The sequence below is a fragment of the Nocardioides marinquilinus genome, from assembly GCF_039543705.1.
Taxonomy (GTDB): Bacteria; Actinomycetota; Actinomycetes; order Propionibacteriales; family Nocardioidaceae; genus Nocardioides; species Nocardioides marinquilinus.
Map to the genome: position 1 here is coordinate 72186 of NZ_BAABKG010000005.1, position 16155 is coordinate 88340.

Annotated in this window: 20 protein-coding genes; 4 read left to right on the plus strand and 16 right to left on the minus strand. The window is 74.2% G+C overall.

Features of this window, described 5'->3' with window-relative positions:
* Nucleotides 1-12: 12 nt before the first annotated feature.
* From ABEA04_RS18230 to ABEA04_RS18270, 9 genes are all read right to left on the minus strand, one after another.
* The gene (locus tag ABEA04_RS18230; RefSeq protein WP_345462015.1) at nucleotides 13-525 is read right to left on the minus strand and encodes a hypothetical protein; all 513 of its coding nucleotides are present in this window, start codon (nucleotides 523-525) and stop codon (nucleotides 13-15) included.
* Nucleotides 522-797, minus strand: a complete 276-nt coding sequence (locus tag ABEA04_RS18235; RefSeq protein WP_345462018.1) for a hypothetical protein — start codon at nucleotides 795-797, stop codon at nucleotides 522-524. The genes ABEA04_RS18230 and ABEA04_RS18235 overlap by 4 nt, the downstream gene beginning before the upstream one ends.
* A complete protein-coding gene (locus ABEA04_RS18240) occupies nucleotides 794-1129 on the minus strand; it encodes a hypothetical protein (RefSeq protein WP_345462022.1) in 336 nt (111 codons plus the stop codon). Before ABEA04_RS18240 ends, ABEA04_RS18235 begins: the two co-directional genes overlap by 4 nt.
* Nucleotides 1126-1365, minus strand: a complete 240-nt coding sequence (locus ABEA04_RS18245) for a hypothetical protein (protein ID WP_345462025.1) — start codon at nucleotides 1363-1365, stop codon at nucleotides 1126-1128. The genes ABEA04_RS18240 and ABEA04_RS18245 overlap by 4 nt, the downstream gene beginning before the upstream one ends.
* Nucleotides 1362-1625, minus strand: coding sequence for a hypothetical protein (locus ABEA04_RS18250; RefSeq protein WP_345462028.1), 264 nt, complete (start codon nucleotides 1623-1625; stop codon nucleotides 1362-1364). The genes ABEA04_RS18245 and ABEA04_RS18250 overlap by 4 nt, the downstream gene beginning before the upstream one ends.
* Nucleotides 1625-1810 carry an excisionase family DNA-binding protein gene (locus ABEA04_RS18255; RefSeq protein WP_345462031.1) on the minus strand — a complete coding sequence of 62 codons (186 nt, stop codon included), beginning with the start codon at nucleotides 1808-1810 and terminating at the stop codon, nucleotides 1625-1627. Before ABEA04_RS18255 ends, ABEA04_RS18250 begins: the two co-directional genes overlap by 1 nt.
* A gap of 367 nt (nucleotides 1811-2177) precedes the next feature.
* Complete coding sequence (locus tag ABEA04_RS18260) at nucleotides 2178-3146, minus strand: tyrosine-type recombinase/integrase (protein ID WP_345462034.1); 969 nt, start codon at nucleotides 3144-3146, stop codon at nucleotides 2178-2180.
* Nucleotides 3068-3319, minus strand: a complete 252-nt coding sequence (locus tag ABEA04_RS18265; protein ID WP_345462037.1) for a hypothetical protein — start codon at nucleotides 3317-3319, stop codon at nucleotides 3068-3070. Before ABEA04_RS18265 ends, ABEA04_RS18260 begins: the two co-directional genes overlap by 79 nt.
* A 42-nt stretch (nucleotides 3320-3361) precedes the next feature.
* Nucleotides 3362-4441 (minus strand): DNA polymerase domain-containing protein, encoded by a 1080-nt coding sequence (locus tag ABEA04_RS18270; protein WP_345462039.1) that lies wholly within the window; start codon nucleotides 4439-4441, stop codon nucleotides 3362-3364.
* Nucleotides 4442-4574: 133 nt separating this feature from the next.
* Between ABEA04_RS18270 and msrB the strand changes: the two genes are divergently transcribed.
* Nucleotides 4575-5021 carry a peptide-methionine (R)-S-oxide reductase MsrB gene (gene msrB, locus ABEA04_RS18275; protein WP_345462041.1) on the plus strand — a complete coding sequence of 149 codons (447 nt, stop codon included), beginning with the start codon at nucleotides 4575-4577 and terminating at the stop codon, nucleotides 5019-5021.
* A 3-nt stretch (nucleotides 5022-5024) separates the two neighbouring features.
* Here the strand turns inward: msrB and ABEA04_RS18280 are convergent, their stop codons facing one another.
* A complete protein-coding gene (locus ABEA04_RS18280; protein WP_345462044.1) occupies nucleotides 5025-5483 on the minus strand; it encodes a hypothetical protein in 459 nt (152 codons plus the stop codon).
* A 104-nt stretch (nucleotides 5484-5587) separates the two neighbouring features.
* A complete protein-coding gene (locus ABEA04_RS18285; RefSeq protein ID WP_345462047.1) occupies nucleotides 5588-6718 on the minus strand; it encodes a helix-turn-helix transcriptional regulator in 1131 nt (376 codons plus the stop codon).
* 137 nt (nucleotides 6719-6855) lie between these two features.
* Between ABEA04_RS18285 and ABEA04_RS18290 the strand changes: the two genes are divergently transcribed.
* Both ABEA04_RS18290 and ABEA04_RS18295 read left to right on the plus strand, forming a co-directional pair.
* Nucleotides 6856-7254, plus strand: a complete 399-nt coding sequence (locus ABEA04_RS18290) for a hypothetical protein (RefSeq protein ID WP_345462050.1) — start codon at nucleotides 6856-6858, stop codon at nucleotides 7252-7254.
* Entirely contained in the window at nucleotides 7251-8621 is a 1371-nt protein-coding gene (locus ABEA04_RS18295) for an FAD-binding oxidoreductase (RefSeq protein WP_345462053.1), read from the plus strand. The genes ABEA04_RS18290 and ABEA04_RS18295 overlap by 4 nt, the downstream gene beginning before the upstream one ends.
* A gap of 16 nt (nucleotides 8622-8637) precedes the next feature.
* On the opposite strand, the gene ABEA04_RS18300 is transcribed toward ABEA04_RS18295, so the two are convergent.
* Both ABEA04_RS18300 and hemQ read right to left on the minus strand, forming a co-directional pair.
* Complete coding sequence (locus ABEA04_RS18300) at nucleotides 8638-9348, minus strand: hypothetical protein (RefSeq protein WP_345462056.1); 711 nt, start codon at nucleotides 9346-9348, stop codon at nucleotides 8638-8640.
* 64 nt (nucleotides 9349-9412) lie between these two features.
* Entirely contained in the window at nucleotides 9413-10153 is a 741-nt protein-coding gene (gene hemQ / locus ABEA04_RS18305; protein ID WP_345462059.1) for a hydrogen peroxide-dependent heme synthase, read from the minus strand.
* A 41-nt stretch (nucleotides 10154-10194) separates the two neighbouring features.
* On the opposite strand from hemQ, the gene ABEA04_RS18310 reads away from it, so the two are divergent.
* Nucleotides 10195-11274: a serine hydrolase domain-containing protein gene (locus tag ABEA04_RS18310; RefSeq protein ID WP_345462063.1), complete on the plus strand. Its 1080-nt coding sequence runs from the start codon at nucleotides 10195-10197 to the stop codon at nucleotides 11272-11274.
* A 5-nt stretch (nucleotides 11275-11279) separates the two neighbouring features.
* Here ABEA04_RS18310 and ABEA04_RS18315 read toward each other — a convergent pair whose 3' ends face one another.
* The 3 genes from ABEA04_RS18315 to ABEA04_RS18325 are packed head-to-tail and all read right to left on the minus strand — an operon-like array spanning nucleotide 11280 to nucleotide 16146.
* A complete protein-coding gene (locus ABEA04_RS18315) occupies nucleotides 11280-11954 on the minus strand; it encodes a response regulator transcription factor (RefSeq protein ID WP_345462066.1) in 675 nt (224 codons plus the stop codon).
* Complete coding sequence (locus tag ABEA04_RS18320) at nucleotides 11951-14092, minus strand: sensor histidine kinase (protein WP_345462069.1); 2142 nt, start codon at nucleotides 14090-14092, stop codon at nucleotides 11951-11953. Before ABEA04_RS18320 ends, ABEA04_RS18315 begins: the two co-directional genes overlap by 4 nt.
* Nucleotides 14089-16146, minus strand: a complete 2058-nt coding sequence (locus ABEA04_RS18325) for a histidine kinase (protein WP_345462072.1) — start codon at nucleotides 16144-16146, stop codon at nucleotides 14089-14091. Before ABEA04_RS18325 ends, ABEA04_RS18320 begins: the two co-directional genes overlap by 4 nt.
* Nucleotides 16147-16155: the final 9 nt, after the last annotated feature.

Below are 16155 nucleotides of genomic sequence, written 5' to 3' on the forward strand. Positions count from 1 at the left end.
TCAGTCGGGTGATCATGACGCCTCCGGTTGCCGGGTGGGGGACAGATCAGAGGAGAGGCCCGCACGCTCCGAACCGCTCACTGAGTGAGCTCTTTCGTGCGCGAACCGCTCACCTGAGGTTGAAGAAACGACCCGTAACCGTTCACTCACTGAGCTGTTCGCGCGTTCGCGCTTGTGCTTCTCAGCCAGCGGGCAGGGCGCGGGCTTGGCGAACATCTCGCCCTTACGTACCGAGTGGGCGGGCACGATCAGACAGCCCCAGTAGGAGCCGAGCTCGAGCCACCCGTACTCGACGGCACGGTCGATCTCGCGGCCGACGTTGGCGTGTGGCCTGACCCGACCGTGCTCGTCGACCCCGCCAAGCACCAGGGCGATCTCGCCGCGTTTGAAGCGGGCGTGGCCGTTGTTGGCGTGGCTGCCGTAGGCCAGGGCAGTGACCCGCAGCCAGTACGGCATCCGCGGGTCACCGGAGCGCGCGAGCCACTCGTCGAGGAAGTGCCGAGCCCAGAGCCGCTGGTCGCTCACCAGGGCGTCTCCCCTGTCTCGGTGGCCTTGAAGTACCGATCGACGGCGCGCTGGTCAGTGCCGACGATGCGGACGTTGCATCGCCCGTCGAGCTCGTGCAGCAGGCGGGCGGTGTCGGGCGCCACGTAGGTGCGCTCGCCGACCCTGACGACGATGTGGACGCCGTCGGGGGCGTGGTCGATGAGCGGGAACAGCAGGCGGCGGTCGTATCCGTCGTCGACACCGATGTCGCTCGGCGGGCTACTAATGTCCACCTCGAGCGACGCGCTCACCACAGCAGCGTGTCCAGGCTCGAACCTGCGCGAAGTTGACGATCTCGCGCTCGGGGTTCAGGAAGACCTCCATCTTGATGAGGACGACCTTCTTGGCCTACGGCAGGCCAAGTCACGGCCGGCGTCTCGCCGGTCACGGTGATGTCCCAGTTGCGCTGTTCGGCGACAGCGACGAGGTCGGGGATGCGGCGCGGGTGGACGACCCAACCCTTGGAGAGCACCGCGCGCACGGGCGCCTTCTTGCAGACCTCCTCGATGAGGTCCCTGGCTCCGTATCCGGTGGCGAGCGCGCAGCTGGCGGACTCGATCTTGATGCGCAGGTGCCGAGTCATCCGCGCACCTCCCGCTTGGCGGCCTCGAGGTGCTCGCGGGTGATGGCCAGCAGGTCGTTGTCGGCCGCCACGAAGGCGGCGAGCGCGACCTTCTTGGCCTCGTGCGGCATGAGGTCGCCGAAGACGTCGGGGAACTCGGCGAGGAGCTTCCTGCGTGGCGCGCGGTCGCGCTCACGCATGACGTTGGCGACGGCCTGATTGGCGGTCGGGTCGGACTGGTTGAAGCGCTTGCTCATGCCGCCCCCTTGCGGTTGCGGCGGGCCTGGGCGCTACGAAGTGCCAGGTCAGCGAAGTAGGCGCGGCGCAGGCTCTCGGCGCGTTTGGGATCTCCATCGGCTTCTGCAAGGAACTTGGCGTCGAGCGCGGCTCTGGCCGCTGAGGTGCGTGCCGAGCGGTTCAGGGTGCGGGCCCACGAGGCGTGGGCGCCCTTGCGGCCGGCCATGCTGAGGATGGCCTTCTTGCGCACGATCGGGTCGGTGTGGGGGTCGTTGGTCATCACACGGCCTCCCGCTCCATGGGGACGGCCAGGGCCTCGACCTCGGCGGCGTCCAGGCGGACGCTGCGAGTGCCGGTGCGGTAGGCGGTGAGTTCGCCGCGCTCGATGCGGCGGTCGATGGTGCGGGTGCTCTCGTCGAGCATCCGAGCCGCGTTGGTGCGACTGATGAGTCGTCGAAGTGCCATGCTGGGGCACGCCTCCTTGTGAGGTCTGGCAGAGCCCCCGACGCCATCTCGCCAAAGTTGATCGTTGGGGGCTCTGTGCTGCTGTCGAGACATGACGCTAGACGTCCACCTCGACAACGCGCAGTCCCATCCACGCGGATTTGGGGACAGAACGACACCCGTGGCATTCACAGCCTCGGTGTGGACACACGCCACACGTCGTCACACGCCCACGCACGCCGTCAGACGCCGTCAGACGCCGCACAAGTGGACACCTCAGGCTGGGGATATAACGATTCGGTAACGCGCGTGGAAGAACTCCGCGACCCACAGGTTTTCCACCGGTGGCTTTGCAGAACTGGCAAACGTTCCTCCACCGTGACGCGGTTCAGACCCGGTCGCCCCGACTCATCCGCCGGGCTGCGGCCTTGGCACGGGCGTCGGCCGCGGAGTTGCCGTAGCGCTCGAGCATGGCGTCGGAGGACCAGCCAGCGAGGCGCTTGAGGTCGCGCTCCTGGCCGCCGCTGACGAGGAAGTCGTGAGCCCAGGTGTGGCGGAACCGGTGCGGGTGCAGGTCGGGAATGCCGGCCTGATTGCCGCGGAGCTTGATGCGGTCGCGGGCGCCGTCGGGGCTCAGGGCGCCGCGCTGGGTCAGGAACAGCTGTGGGAGGTGTGCCCAGCGGTGGGAGCGGCGCTGACGGAGGTACCGGTCGAGCGCGACGGTGGTGCGGGCACCGAAGTAGATGGCCCGGGGCTTGTCGCCCTTGCCGAGCACCATGGCGGTGCCGCCGTTGAGGTCGACGTCGACCGAGAGCCCGCAGAGCTCGGAGACGCGCAGGCCGCAGTCGAGCAGGAGCCGGACGATGGCCTCGTCACGACGGTCGTTGAAGGTCTTGCCGGTGCAGGCTTTGAGGATGGCGGTCAGCTCGTCGTCGGAGAGGACCGGCACGGGCTTCATCGGTGGCGGATCGAGATTGATCCCGTCGAGCGGGTTGGTGGTGATTTCGTCCTCGTCGATGAGCCAGCCGCAGAACCGGTACATCCCCCGGTAGCGGGTCTTGACCGTGGCGGCGGAGTTGACCTCGTTGAGCTGGGCTAGCCACTCGCGCAGCGCCGAGCGGGTCAGCTCGTCGAGGGTGGCCGGCCGACCCTGCGCCTCGAGCCAGTCGGAAAAGAAGCGCACCGACTGGCCGTAGATGACGACGGTCCTCGCAGCCTTCCGCTCGGCTCTGAGATGGCGGGCAAAACTCGCCGCGAGGTCCTGCAGGCGCTCAGGCACTATCGGTCGCGCTTCGGGGCGATACCCCAGGCGATGCCGACAATGATGGCGACGATCCCGCCGACGAATGAGGCCCACAGGGTCCCCTCGGCTGAGTCCGCGATCAGCACACTGAGCGCGGCTGATGCCCACGCCGATCCCACCAGCGTCAGGTACAGCGGCATCGACCCACTGGGGCGGCTGGCCTCCCTGACGACCTCTCGCAGGTCGTCGCGGGTCATGAGGATGTGGTCCTTGCCTTCATCTCGCACGGACCCTAGGTTATCCGTGGAGTGAGCGTTGTAGCCACCTGGCTAGAGCACTCGATTTCCGGCGTTGTCCCAGTGTGCGGCCACTTTTCGCGATGGTTGGACCCTGGGCGGCTCGCCCGGCATCTTCGGGTAGTCCGGCGGGAAGCTGAGTTCGACCGCGCCCTGGCCCTCCCACAGGTCGAGCAGCGGCTGGATCGAGTACGACTCGTTGTCGATGCCGGCCCACGGGTCACCGTCGGCGAGCCGCTCCGGCACGGTGAACAGGTTGAGCTCGGCCGGGTCGGTGAGGGCGGCGAGCTCGTCCCACGTGACCGGGGTGGAGACCGGCGCGCCGGGGATCGGGCGCAGCGAGTAGGCCGAGGCGATGGTGCGGTCGCGGTTGTTCTGGTTGTAGTCGACGAAGATCCGCTCGCCCCGCTCCTCCTTCCACCACTCCACCGTCACACCGTCGTCGCGGCGCGCGAGCTCGCGGCCGAGCCCGATCGCCGCGTGCCGCACGTCGGTGAAGTCCCACCGCGGCTCGATGCGCACGTAGACGTGGACGCCGCGGTTGCCGCTGGTCTTGGCGTAGCCGACCAGGCCGAGCTCGTCGAGCAGCTCGCGGACGAGGCCCGCAACGCGCACGGCGTCCGCGAACCCGGTGCCGGGCTGCGGGTCGAGGTCGATGCGCAGCTCGTCGGGGCGGTCGACGTCCGACCGCCGGACCGGCCACGGGTGGAAGGTCAGCGTGCCCATGTGCGCGCACCAGACCGGCACCGCGATCTCGGTCGGGCAGATCTCCTCCGCCGTACGGCCGCTGGGGAAGGTGATCTCGACGGACTCCAGGTAGTCGGGCGCCCCCTTGGGCACCCGCTTCTGGTAGAACGCGTCGGCGTCACGGTCCTGCGGGCCGGTGGCCAGCTTCATGCCCGGCCGCACCCCCGACGTCCACCGCTCGAGCGCCGTCGGGCGGTCGCGGAGGGCGCGCATCAGGCCGTCGTCCACGCTCGCGAAGTACTGCGCGACCATGAGCTTGGTCACCTCGGGCGTGCGCTCTGTCGCCTCGTAGATGACCCGGTCGGGGCTGGAGACGCGGACCGCGCGACCTCCCGCCTCGACCTCGACCGCCGGCGCCTTGGGCATGCGCCGAGCCTAGGGACCGCCGGACCGCCGTGCGACCCTCCCCCGCCGGACGCCGACCTAGGCTGGCGGCATGAGCTGGTTCCGTCGCCGTCGCCGCCCCGACCGGTGGGCGGCCACCCGTAGGCTGGAGGGCATGGCGTACGAGGTGGAGAAGACCGACGAGCAGTGGCGCGAGGAGCTCAGCCCCGAGGAGTACCAGGTGCTCCGCCAGGCCGGCACCGAGCGCGCCTTCACCGGCGAGTACACCGACACCGAGACCACCGGCGTCTACCGCTGCAAGGCGTGCCAGGCGAAGCTGTTCGAGTCCGACACCAAGTTCCACTCCGGGTGCGGCTGGCCGAGCTTCTACCAGCCGATCAGCGACACGATCGAGTACCTCGAGGACACCACCCTCGGCATGAAGCGGGTCGAGGTGCGCTGCGCCAGCTGTGGCTCGCACCTCGGCCACGTCTTCCCCGACGGCTACGGCACGCCCACCGGCGACCGCTACTGCATCAACAGCATCTCGCTGACCCTCGAGCCGGTCGGCCAGGGGACGGGCGAGCCGGCGCAGACGCCGTCGGACGACGCCCGCGCCTGACCGTCACGAGCCCGGCGGGCCGTCGGGGCCGTCGGGACTGTCGAGTCCGTCCGACCCCTCGAGCGGGCTGTCGCCGGACGACGTGAGCGCCCGCAGCGCGACGTCCCACGCCTCGGGCGCGAGGACGTCGACCGCCGCGCAGGCACCGCGCCGCACGTCGCTCCAGCAGGACCAGCAGTCCTCGAGCCGCACGTGCGCGCCCCGCCGCGGGCACGGCGCGAACCGCGCCGGCGACGGCAGGTCGGGCACGATCGCCCGCACCTCGCCCGGCCGCAGTCGCGACAACGGCGGTACCGGCCCGTCCCGCCCGCCCGGACCGCCCGGCCCGTCGGACGGCCGCGAGAAGTACTCCTGCCGGGCGGCGTAGTCGGCCCGCCCCGAGGCGAAGGCCGTCTGCACGGCGGCGAGCGCCCGCAGCAGGTCCTCGGGGCCATCGACGTCGTCGATCACGATCCTGGTCACACGGGTCTCCTCGAGCGGGAGAACCCGTCTCTGCCGAGCGACAGCCGTGGTCCTGGTGGGTGGTGCGTCGAGTCTGTCCGGCGCAGGACGCCGGACCGCCGGACTCACACCGAGGCGAACCAGCCCGACGGGTCGAGCTCGGTGTTCAGCCGCGGCACGTACTGGTCGAAGTAGATCCGCGCGATCAGCTCACGTCGGCTGCGCACGTCGGCCTTGTCGAAGACCGACTTCAGGTGGTCCTGCACGGTGTAGGTCGACAGGTGCAGCGTGGCGGCGATCTCCTTGGTGTCCACGCCCTGCAGCACCAGCTGGGTGACGTCGCGCTCGCGCGGGGTCAGGTCGAAGGCGGCGACGACGAGCGCCACGATCTCCGGCGGCCGGGCCTCCTCGATCGTCACGACCACCTCGCCGGCGCGGTCGCCGAGACCCGAGAGCGGCGAGGCGTGCAGCACCATCCACCGACCCTCGAGGCGCACCCGGGCCCGCGGCTGCGCCGAGCCGTCGCCGGACGCCGACCGCCGTGCCGTCGCCACCAGGCTGGCCACGATCGCCATCGGGTCGCCGACCGCCGCGCCGCCGGCCCGCAGCGCGTCGAGGCACGCCATGGCGCCGGGGCTGGCCTGCACGACGCGGTCGTCGGCGGCGACCACCAGCACGGCCGGGCCGGCGCCCCCGGCGTGACCGGCGGCCGAGAGCCGCGCCAGCACCCCACCCCGGACGCCGCGCGCGAACGCCGTCGACAACGAGGCCAGGAAGTCGACCTCGGCCTCGGCGAAGGACGGGTCGTCGCCGCCGCGGAAGATCGCGAGGCCACCCCAGGCGCGGCGTCCGTCGCGGAAGGCCAGTCGCGCCTCGTCGGCGTAGCCGAAGTGCGGCACCATCAGTCGGCTCATCCGCTCCGAGCGCTCGACCTCGCCGCGGTGCCGCAGGCTCATGCCGACCGCGTCGACCTCGCCGCCGAACAGGTGGCGGTAGGAGGTGTCCTCGTCGGAGGCGTACTCGATCTGGCCGAACAGCAGGTCCTGCTCGTTCACGCCGTGCAGGTCGCCGAACTTGTGCGAGCCGGTGAGCAGCCGCGTGGTGGGGTCGTGGGTGCCGACGCACGCCGCGACCCACGGCACCGCCCGCCCGAGCGAGGCGGTCGCCTCGTCGAGGAACTCCTGCAGCGGCAGCCCGGCCCGCGAGAGGACGTCGACGTCCCCGCGCACGCGGGCAGCGGTCAGGGCGGTCACCACCCCGGAAGTGTGCGCGACGAGCCCCGCCGGCGACATCCCACATCCTTGGGGGGACTAGACCACCCAGGGCCGCCGTCCGCATCTCCCCGGCCTCACGGGATCGTCGCCGGGGGTCGCCGGCACGCAGAGTCCTCGCCGTGACCACCACCGCCCAGGACGCCCGCCAGGACGCCCGCCAGGACACCGCCCCCGTCGACGCACTCGGCCGCCTCGTCCACGACGACGACCTGCCGGCCCAGGTCGCGCTGTGCCTGCGTCGCGTCGAGGACGACCTGGACGCCGCCGGCCGCGGCGTCGCCGACCTCGCCGGCCTCGTCGTGCTCGCCGCGGACGTCGTCACGGCCGCCGAGGCCTTCGACGTCGTCGTCGAGCGCCTGGCCGAGCTCGACGCCCACGACGTCACCGTCGACCTCCAGCGCGTGCCGCGCCTCCCGCTGCCCGGCCAGCTCGTCGCGCTGCGGCCCGTCCCCACCACCCGGACCACTCACACCACCCAGACCGAACAGACCACCCACACCACGAAGGACGCACCATGAGCACCGCCACCGACCTCCGCCCCGCCGCCGCCCTGCGCGGCCGCTGCGAGCTGCACCTGCCCGGCGACCCCGGCTACGACGCCGCCCGCACGCCCTGGAACGTCGCCGTGGACCAACGCCCCGCGGCCGTCGCCGTGCCGCGCACCGTCGAGGAGGTCGCCGCCGTCGTGCGCGCCGCCGCGACCGCCGGGCTGCGCGTCGCGCCGCAGAGCACCGGCCACGGCGCCGCCGCCCTCGCCGAGCAGGGCCTGGACGACGTCGTCCTGCTGCGCCTGCACGAGCTGACCGGCGTCGAGGTCGACCCCGAGCATCGCACCGCCCGCGTCGCCGGCGGCACCCAGTGGGCCGAGGTCGTCGCCGCGGCCGCGCCGCACGGCCTGACCGCCCTGCACGGCAGCGCCCCCGACGTCGCCGTCGCCGGCTACCTGCTCGGCGGCGGGCTGTCGTTCTACGGCCGCTGCCACGGCCTGGCCTGCAGCAGCCTCGTCGCCGCCGACGTCGTCACCGCCGACGGCACGCTCGTGCACACCGACGCCGACACCGAGCCCGAGCTGCTCTGGGCGCTGCGCGGCGGTGGCGGCAACCTCGGCGTCGTCGTCGGGCTCGAGATCGAGCTGCTGCCGATCGCCGACGTCTACGCTGGCATGCTGCTGTGGGAGGTCGGACACGCCCCGGCGGTGCTGCGCGCCTGGGCCGAGGTCACCCGCGACGCTCCCGACTCGCTGACCACCTCGCTGCGGGTGATGAGCTTCCCGCCGCTGCCGCAGCTGCCGCCGTTCCTGAGCGGACGACGCCTCGTGGTCGTCGACGGCGCCGTGCTCGAGGACGACGACGCCGCGGCCGCGCTGCTCGCGCCGCTGCGGGCCCTCGAGCCCGAGATGGACACCTTCGCGCGGATGCCGGCCGCCGGGCTGCTCGGCGTCCACATGGACCCGCCCGCGCCCACCCCCGCCGTCAGCGACCACGCCGTGCTGGGCGGGCTCGACGAGGAGGCCATCGAGGCGCTGCTCGCGCTCGTCGGCCCCGACGCCGAGACCTCGCTGATGTTCGCCGAGCTGCGCCAGCTCGGCGGGGCGCTGGCCCGGCCGGCGACCGTGGACGGCGCGCTGCCGTCGCTCCCGGGCGCCTACCTGCTGTTCGCGCTCGCGGTCACCCCGGTGCCCGAGGCGGTCGCGCCCGGGCTCGCGGCGACGTCCGAGGTCGTGCGGGCGCTCGCACCGTGGTCGCTCGCCTCACGGGTGCTCAACTTCGCCGACCGTCGCGTCGACGTGGCCGGCGGCTACGACGGTGAGGACTGGGCCCGGCTCGGCGCCACCCGCGACCGCCTCGACCCCGACCGCCGTGTCGTGGCGAACCACCCGGTCTGAGCCTGTCAGCGGCCGGTCAGGCGTCGAGCAGCGCGCCGGTCACCACGACGACGCCGGCCCCGTAGGCCTCGTCGGCCCAGGCCTGCAGGGTGCCGTCGTCGTAGGTGACGGTCGCGAGCACGTGGCCGCGCTCGACGTAGGCGCCCTGGGCGCCCGGCAGGTCGGCGCCGACCTCCTCGGCGATGCGCTGCAGCTCGGTGTCGGACAGGCGCTCGGCCGGCTCGGGCAGGTCGCCGGGCCCCTCGCCGGTCGGCGCGCCCATCGGGTCGTACAGCGCGGCCGGGGTGGCCTCGGTGACGCCGAACGTCTCGCCGTCCCAGGTGCCGGTGACCGCGAACTGGCCCCACCGGGTCGCGCCCTGCTTCTCGAAGACGCCCTGCTGGTCGGCCCACGACCAGCCGGTGATCGCGGGCCCGCTGCACTGCGGCGGGTAGGACTCGGCGATCGCGCCCAGGCACAGCTCGGGGCCGTCGCCGGTGTCCATCACCATCGCCAGCCCGTCCGAGCTCACCGGGCCGGGGGCCGCCGGCACCTCAGGCGGCGCCGGGACGTCGGCGGAGGCGTCGTCCTGCGGCTGGGACGGATCGGTGCCGGCGGGGTCGGAGGCCTGCGCCTCACCGTCGTCGCCGTCGCCGCAGGCGGTGGCGCCGAGCAGGAGGGCGGCGCTCGCCGCGATCGCGACGAGCGTGCGGGAGGCGGAGCGCGGACGGGTGCGGACGGTGGTCATGGGAGTGGGACGGGTCACCTGCGTGCGGGGTTCCGGGCTGGGATCAGGCGAGGCCCACCCGGGGTCAGGGCAGGCGGTCGACGAGGTCGGCCACCGAGACCCGCGAGCCGGTGTAGAACGGGATCTCCTCCCGCACGTGCCGCCGCGCGCGGCTGGCGCGCAGGTCGCGCATCAGGTCGACGATGCGGTGCAGCTCGTCGGCCTCGAAGGCGAGGATCCACTCGTAGTCGCCCAGGCCGAACGACGAGACGGTGTTGGCGCGGACGTCGGGGTAGGGCCGCGCCTGCATGCCGTGCTCCTTGAGCATGTCGCGCCGCTCCTCGTCGGGCAGCAGGTACCACTCGTAGGAGCGCACGAACGGGTAGACGCACACGTGCGCCCGCGGCTCCTCGTCGGCGAGGAACGCCGGCACGTGGCTCTTGTTGAACTCCGCCGGGCGGTGCAGCGCCATCTGCGACCACACCGGGGCGAGGCGGCGTCCGAACGCCGTGCGGCGCAGCCGGTGGTAGGCCTCCTGCAGCTGCTCGGACGTCGCCGCGTGCACCCACAGCATCACGTCGGCGTCGGCCCGCAGCCCGCTCACGTCGTAGACGCCGCGGACGACGACGTCGCCCTCGGCCAGCTCGGCCAGCAGCTTCTCGAGCTCGGCGGCCTCGGCCGCCCGGTCGGCCCCGTCGGTGCCGTCGGTGCCGTCGCCCAGGGGCGACTCGAGCCGGAAGACCGACCACATCGTGTAGCGCACGGTGGCGTTGATCTCGCGCAGCCGGGCGGCGTTGGTCTGGGAGTCGGTCTGCTCCTCGCTCATGCCTCCCATTGTGCAGATCGGTGCCGAGGAGGATGGTGCCCGTGGACCTCCGGACCGACCTTGCCCGCCTCCTCGACGACGCGCACGCGGCCGGCGGCGACCCCGGCACCGCGGTGTGCGTCGTCCGCGACGGTGACGTCGTGGCCGAGCACCACGTCGGCACCCGCGGCGACCGGCCCGGCTCGCTGCCGTGGGACGCCGCGACGCTGGTGATGACGTACTCGGTCGCCAAGCCCTTCGCGGCGCTCACCGTGCTGGACGTCGTCGCCGCGGGCGGGCTCGGTCTCGACCAGCGTGTCGTCGAGGTGTGGCCCGGGTACGCGCGGGCCGGGTCGCCGAAGGCGGCCACCACCGTGCGCCACGTGCTCAGCCACGCCGCCGGACTGCCGTGCTTCCCGCCCGGGGCGGCCGACGTCCCCTTCGACGACCGCGACGCGCTGGTGGCGCTGCTCGAGGCGGCCGAGCCCGTGCACCCGCCGGGCGAGGCGGTGGCCGAGCACGCCCTCACCTACGGCCACCTGTGCGACGAGCTGGTGCGCCGGGCGACCGGCGGCGACCTCGCCGACCGCTTCGCCGCCCTGGCCGCCGAGCACGGGTGGGACCTGCACCTGCGGGTGCCGCCCGCGGAGCGCCACCGCGTCGCCGACCTGGTGGCGCTCGACCCCGGCTGGGCCGGGGACTACCTGGCCGACCCGCGCTGGGGGCCCGCGCTCGGCCGGCCGGCCGGGCTGCTCGACCCCGCCGTCCTCAACGGTGACCGGTTCCGCGGCACCAGCTTCCCGGCGATCGCGCTGCACGCCTCGGCCCGCGGCCTGGCCCGGTTCTACGACGACCTGATGACGCCCGGCGGCCCGGTCGCCACGCGTCTGGGCCCCGACGCCCACGCCGCGCTCACCACGGCGCAGGCCAGCGGCCACGACCTCGTGCTCGACCGCCACGTCGCGTGGACGTGCGGCCTGCAGGTGGACGACGACGAGCTCGGCATGGGCGGGGCGGGCGGCTGCAGCGCGTGGTGGTCCTACGGCCGGCGCCACGGCGCGGCCTACCTGACCCGCGGCCTCGGCGGCCCCGACCGCGCCGAGCCGGTGTGGCAGCTGGTCGAGGGCACGACCGGCGCCTGAGGCGCTCAGGCGCGGCCGTACCCCGCCTCGCGCGCCTTGACGATCGCCTCGGCGCGGCCGGCGGCGTGCAGCTTGGCGTAGATGGTCGAGACCGTGTTGCGCACCGTCTTGTTCGACACGTACAGCTCGCCCGCGATGGCGTCGTTCGACCTGCCCGCGGCCAGCATGTGCAGCACCGACCGCTCCCGCTCCGACAGCTCGGGGAACGGGTCGTCGACCGCCTGCGCCGGGGCGGTCGCCGAGGCGAAGTAGGAGGCGACCTTGCCGGCCAGCGACGCCCCGAAGACCATGCCGCCGCCCGCGGCCGCGCGGATCGCGTTGTGCACCTCCTCGGCGCCCGAGCCCTTGAGCAGGTAGCCCGAGGCGCCCGCCCGCAGCGCCGAGAGGATGGTGTCGTCCTCCTCGTTCATCGTCAGCATCACGACCCTGACCTCGGCGTGCTTTCCGGTGATGAAGCGGGTGGCCTCGATGCCGTCCAGGTGCGGCATCTGGATGTCCATGACGACCACGTCGGGCGCGGACTCCTCGACGACGTGCAGCGCGTCGCGGCCGTCGTGCGCGGAGCCGACGACCTCGACGCCGTCGAGCGCGCCGAGCAGCGCCACGAGCCCGTCGCGCACGATCTGGTGGTCGTCGACCACGACGACGCGGATGTCGGTGGGGGCGGTCGTCGTGGTCATGCGAGGGCTCCTTCGCGGGGCAGCGAGCGGTCGGGGTCGTGGGGCGGGCCGGGCGGGTCGGGCGCGTCGGAGACGGCAGGGTCCGCGGGCGGGCCGGCGGGCGTGTGCAGCGGCAGCCGGGCGCGGACGACGGTGCCGCCCCCCGGCGGGCAGACCAGCTCGCTCGTGCCGCCGAGCTCGCCGGCGCGCTCGCGCAGCGCGAGGAGGCCGACGCCGGCCTGGCGGGCGGGGTCGACGCCGACGCCGTCGTCGGTCACCTCGACCACGAGGACGTCGTCCTCGACGGCGAGCCGCACCCGGCACCGGGTGGCGGCGGCGTGGCGGCGCACGTTGGTCAGCGCCTCCCCGGCGATGCGGTAGGCCGCGACCTCCACGGCCGCGGGCAGCGCCGAGGCCCCCGAGGCGGGCAGCCCATCGGCCTCGACGGTGACCTCGAGGCCGTCGTCGCGCCGAGCCAGCTGCCGCAGCGCGCCGACCAGGCCGAGGTCGTCGAGGGCGGGCGGGCGCAGGTCGTGCACGAGCCGGCGGACGTCGGCCACGACGTCCTGCAGCTCGCTCGTGGCGGCCGTGAGCTGGCTGCGGGCACCGTCGGGGTCGGTGACGGCCAGCAGCCTGGCCGTCTCGAGCCGGAAGACGGCGCCGCCGAGCGTGGGGCCGAGGCCGTCGTGCAGGTCGCGGCGGATGCGGCGCAGCTCCTCCTCGCGGGCGGTGACGAGCCGCTCGCGGTTCTCCTGCAGCTCGGCGGCGAGCCGGGTGGTGCGGGCGGCCGACGCGGCCTGCCGCACGAGGTCGCCGAGCAGCCGCTCGTCGGTGCGGCCGAGCGGGGCACGGACGCCGCGGGCGGGCAGCACGAGCCGGCCGACCTGCTCGCCCTGGAAGGTGATCGGCAGGCTGCGCACCCGCTCGGGCGGCTCGCCGACGACGGCGACGACCCGCTCGCCGCCCCCGCGGTCGACCTCGACGCACACGTGGTCGACGCCGAAGGCGCGGGCCACCGCGTCGGCCACCGCGGCGAGCTGCCGCTCGGTGTCGTCGGTCGACTCGAGGGTCTCGGCGAGCCCGGCGACGACGTCGTACGGCTGCCCGCGCTCGCCGAGCAGCAGCCGGCGTGCCCAGCCGAGCAGCACGGTGCGCAGCGGGTTGTAGACCAGCACCGAGAGCAGCAGCACCACGACGGTGACCTGCCGGTCGCCCGGCCGGTCGTCGACCAGCCGGGTCAGGGCGGCCAGCGCGGCGAGGTCGACGACGATCACCGAGACCGACAGGACGACGAAGACGACGGTGCGGCTGAGCAGCTCGTCGATGCGCACCAGCGTCGGGTCGAGGATCGCCACCGTCATGGCCACGAACGGGACGGTGACGAGCGAGGCCAGCACCGGCCAGCCGTCGAGGCCCAGCAGCGAGACCGCGGTGACCGCGACCACGGTCACCAGCACGCCCCACAGCAGCCAGCGCAGGCGGTCGCGCTCGACCCCGCGGCTGCTGCGGTAGCGCACGGTGACGGTGACCAGCGGCACGAGCAGGCCGAGGGCGAGGAGCGAACGGGCGAGGGGGACCAGCGCGGACGAGACGCCGGCGAGCGCGTCGACGGTCGTGAGGTCGAGGTCGAGCCCGGGGGGCAGGTCCAGCGGCCGGTCGAAGCGGGAGTAGGGCACCACCAGGAAGACCGCGACGGCGACGACCTGCCCGGCCATCGCCACCTTGGCGAACACCCCGGCCCACCCGCGCGGGAACCGTCCGTCGGGGAAGAGCACCAGCAGCAGCACCAGCGTGGGCAGCAGGACGGCGAAGAACCGGGCCACCAGCCAGATGGCCAGGCTCGAGCCGGGCCAGGCGCCGTCGGTGCCGACCCCGACGCGGACGTAGCTCTCGAGCAGGCCGTCGACGGCCCACATGCCGCCGAAGACCGCGAGCAGCCAGCCGAACCGGCGCTGCCCGCGCCGCAGCACCAGCGCCCCGGCGGTGCACAGGGTGAGCCCCTGCATCGACGTCCAGGCGCCGGACTCGCTGGAGAAGTCCCACTCCCCGGCCCGCGTGGGGAAGCGCAGCTCGAGGACGGCGATGGCGCCGAGCACCAGCACGCACGCCGCCAGCGGCGCCCAGGCGACGGCGCGGCGCACCGGCCGGACGGCGCTCATGCCGCCCGCACCGGGATCGTGGCCCGCAGCACGGTGCCGCCCTCGGGCGGGCAGACCACCTCGACCCGGCCGCCGAGCTCGGCGGCCCGCTCGCGCAGCGTCGTCAGGCCGCCGCCGGCCTCGACGCCCGCCGGGATGCCGACGCCGTCGTCGCGCACCTCGAGGACGACGCGCCGGCGCCCGGACGTCGGCCCCAGCAGCAGCACGCTCGCCGACCCGGCGCGGGCGTGCCGCACGACGTTGTCGAGCGCCTCGACCGCGATCCGGTAGACCGCCACCTCGACGGCGGCGGGCAGGCCCACCGCGACGGCGGGGTCGCTCGCCACCCCGACCGGCAGCGGGCGGGTCAGGCCGTGCTGGCGCAGCGCCTCGACGAGGCCGAGGTCGTCGAGGGCCGGTGGCCGCAGGTCGTGCACGAGCCGCCGCACCCGGGCGACGACGTCCTTGAGGTCGGTGGTCGTGGCTGCGATGGTCGCCCGGGCCGCGGCCGGGTCGCGGTCGAGCAGCACGGTGGCGGTCTCGACCTGGAAGACCACGCCGCCGAGGGTCGGCGCGAGCTCGTCGTGCAGGTCGTGGCGGATGCGTCGGCGCGCCTCCTCGCGGGCCACGACGAACCGTTCGCGGTTGTGCTGCAGCTCCTCGGCGAGCCGGATCGTGCGGGCGAAGGTGGCGGCCTGGCGCACGAGGTCGCCGAGCAGCCGCTCGTCGCGCCGGCTCAGCCGGGTGCGGAGGCCGCGCGTGGGCAGCACCAGGCGGCCCACCGTCTCGTCGCGGTAGCGGATCGGCAGCGTGCGGGTGCGGTCGGGCCGCGCGCCGAGGCTGACCACGAGCCGCTCGCCGCTCGGCCGGTCGACCTCGACGCTGACGTAGGCGACGCCGAAGGCCCGGGCCACCGAGCGCGCGACCGCGGCGAGCTGGGCGTCGGCGTCCGCGGCGGACTCGAGCCCGGCGGCCAGCCCGGCCACCGCGCCGTACGGCTGGTCTCGGTCGCCGTGCACCAGGCGACGCGCGAGCGCCGTCAGGCGCACCCGCAGCGGGGCGTAGGCGACCGCGGTGAGCAGCAGCACGGCCAGCAGCACGTCGCGCTCGGCGAGCGAGTCGCCCAGCAGCCGGGTCAGCAGCGCGACGACGGCGAGGTCGACGGCGACCAGCAGCACCGACAGGCCGCCGACGACGACGGTGCGCGCGAGCAGGTCCTCGATGCTGACGACGCCGGGGTAGACGACCGCGACGGCCAGGCACACCACCACGACGTTCACCTGCACCAGGAACCACAGGGTGCCGGTGCCGGTGAGGCCGAGGAACTGACCGGTGACCACGCCGAGGGTCACCACGAGCACGCCCCACACCAGCCAGCGCATCCGGTCGCGCTCGAGGCCGGCCGAGGCGCGGTAGCGCACCACGACGGTGGCGACGGGGCCGGCCAGGAAGGCGACGTAGCCGAGGTTCAGCAGCACCGCGAGCGCGGGGCCGGAGCCGGCCAGCCCCGGGACGACGGTGGGGTCGAGCGCGGCGAGGTCGGCGTCGTAGGCGGTGGGGTCGGGCGAGATGGTCAGCGGCACCGGCGCGAGCACCAGCAGCACGAGCGGGACGGCGGCCACCGCCACCGAGACCCGGCCGACCCGGCCCCACCGGCCCGCGAGCAGCGAGCCGGTCGGGAAGACGAGCAGCAGCACCCCGAGCCCGACCGCCAGGGGGCCGGTGGTGGCGTCGACGAGCCAGAGCAGCGTCGTCCGGACGGCGCCGAGCCCGCCGTCGGTCGGGGCCCCGGCGACCGGGGCGCTGCGGACGACGGCGCGCACCAGCCCCGCGAGGCACCAGGTGGCGCCGACGACGGCGACGACCAGCCCGAGGCGTCGGCGGGCGCCGAGGCCGAGCACGGCGGCCGCGACGGCGAGGTGCACCAGCCCGGTGGCCGCGTAGCCCCACGAGGGGTCGGGCACCAGCCGCCCGACGAGGCTGTCGGCCGGGTGGCCGAGGTCGGAGACGACCGCGACGACGAGGACGACGAGCCCGGCCGCCGGCAGCGCGAGGAGACGCGGGCGCACCGACACGCGCACATC